Origin of the sequence: Synechococcus sp. H55.11 (assembly GCF_047462475.1) — a bacterium.
GTDB lineage: Bacteria > Cyanobacteriota > Cyanobacteriia > Thermostichales > Thermostichaceae > Thermostichus.
Genome location: NZ_JANSJI010000058.1, coordinates 1 through 2203 on the forward strand (window position 1 = coordinate 1; position 2203 = coordinate 2203).

Here is a 2203-nt window from a genome sequence, read left to right on the forward strand (position 1 = left end):
ACTGGGTGGGAATGGCGTTGCGGTAGGTTTTGTGCTTGCGCAGCTCCGCCATGAAGGTCTGCACCAATTGCACCGCAATTTGGTCAACCCGGTCGTCGTTGTTGCCGTATTTGGGGAAGTCGCCCTCCACCGCGTAGTCCACCACCAGGCCGCGCTCGTCCCGAATTGCCCGCACCCGCGCGTACTTGATGGCCGAGAGGGAATCCGCCACCACCGATAGGCCAGCCAGGCCAAAGGCCATCGTGCGCACGATGTCGCGGTCGTGCAGGGCCATCTCCAGGCGCTCGTAGCAGTACTTGTCGTGCATGTAGTGGATGATGTTCATGGTGTTGACGTAGGTCTTGGCCAGCCAGGCCATCATCTGCACCAGGCGCGGCCACACCTCGTCGTACTCCAACACCTCAGAGGTGATGGGGGCATAGGCCGGGGCCACCTGCTCACCGGAGATCTCATCCCGACCGCCATTGATGGCATAGAGTAGGCACTTGGCCAGGTTTACCCGCGCCCCAAAAAACTGCATCTGCTTGCCAATGCGCATGGCCGATACGCAGCAGGCGATGCCGTAGTCATCCCCCCAGTAGGGGCGCATCAGGTCGTCGTTTTCGTACTGGATGGAGCTGGTTTCGATGGAGACCTTGGCGCAGTAGCGCTTGAAGGCTTCCGGCAGCCGCTCCGACCAGAGCACCGTTAGGTTGGGCTCCGGCGCCGGCCCCAGGTTGTAGAGGGTGTGCAGCATGCGGAAGCTGGTCTTGGTGACCAGAGGTCGCCCATCCAGCCCCATGCCGCCAATGCACTCAGTTACCCAGGTGGGATCGCCGCTGAAGAGCTCGTTGTACTCCGGCGTGCGCAAAAACCTGACCATGCGCAGCTTCATGACAAAGTGGTCGATGAGCTCCTGGGCCTCTTCTTCGGTGAGGATCCCGGCCTGCAGATCCCGCTCGATGTAGATGTCTAGGAACGTGGAGACCCGCCCCAGGGACATGGCGGCGCCGTTTTGCTCTTTGACCGCTGCCAGGTAGGCTAGGTACAGCCACTGGATGGCTTCGCGGGCGTTGGCTGCCGGACGGCCCAGGTCAAAGCCGTAGCTGGCCCCCATTTCCTTGAGCTCGTGCAGGGCTTTGATCTGCTCTGAGAGCTCCTCCCGCAGGCGGATGGTCTCTTCATCCATCGTGTCCAGGTCGAGGCTGGCTTTTTGCGCCTCCTTGTCTTCAATCAGCCGATCCACCCCGTAGAGAGGTACCCGCCGGTAATCACCGATGATGCGGCCCCGCCCATAGGCGTCCGGCAAGCCGGTGATGATGCCAGAGCGGCGGCAGCGGCGCATCTCCTCCGTGTAGGCGTCGAAGACCCCGTCATTGTGGGTCTTGCGGTATTTGGTAAAGATCTCCTTAACCTTTGGATCCAGCTCGTAGCCGTAGGCCTTGAGGGCCGTCTCTACCAGGCGGATGCCGCCAAAGGGCAGGATGGCCCGCTTCAGGGGCTTGTCTGTCTGCAGACCTACAATTTGCTCCAGCTCCCGGTCGATATAGCCCGGCGGGTGGCTGGTGATGCTGGAAGGAAGGTCGGTGTCGGCATCCAAAACCCCCCGCTCCCGCTCCAGCGCCATCAAATCCTTAACCTTGGCCCACAGCCGTTGGGTGCGCTCGGTGGCCGGCGCCAAAAAGCTTTCATCCCCGATGTAGGGAGTGTAATTACGCTGAATAAAATCTCGGACATCGATGCAGCGCTGCCACTGCCCCGGCAGAAAATCTCTCGCAACTGCTTGATCAGATACTTTGCGTTCTGTATTTTTTTCGGCCTTCGATTCTGTAGACAAAGCTACAGAACGCTGCGCGCTCGCTATCATAACAATCCTCCCAACTATGACGCCTGACAACTCCGCCAATAGGCTGACAATAGGGCAAGGCGGCGCCCCAGCAACTGCCAAAAGCTACAACAATCCTTGCAAAAGAGAGGGCCTGGTGACTGACTTGAGGGAGAGCTTTTAGCAACTCTGCTGTTTCTTTTTTTGGATGTTGGCCATACACCTCGCCCACTTCAATTTTAGTCCTTTGCCCTGCGAAGATGTTTTTGTGGGCGCATTTTTAAGCGTGTTTTTAATGTTGTCTTAAGGGTTTGCTGGAAAGGGTTTTGACCTTTTCCCTCGCCAAAGGGCCAGCCTATGCTGGGTTAGGGCGGCCCCGGTTACCTGCTGCCGGGAAAA

Annotated in this window: 1 protein-coding gene; it reads right to left on the bottom strand. The window is 58.8% G+C overall.

Translation table 11 applies throughout. The features are described 5' to 3' along the window. Positions 1-1846, bottom strand: a 1846-nt coding sequence (locus tag NW853_RS02500) for a pyruvate formate lyase family protein (protein ID WP_414347601.1), incomplete at its 3' end; no start/stop codon positions are given. Positions 1847-2203 lie beyond the last annotated feature (357 nt).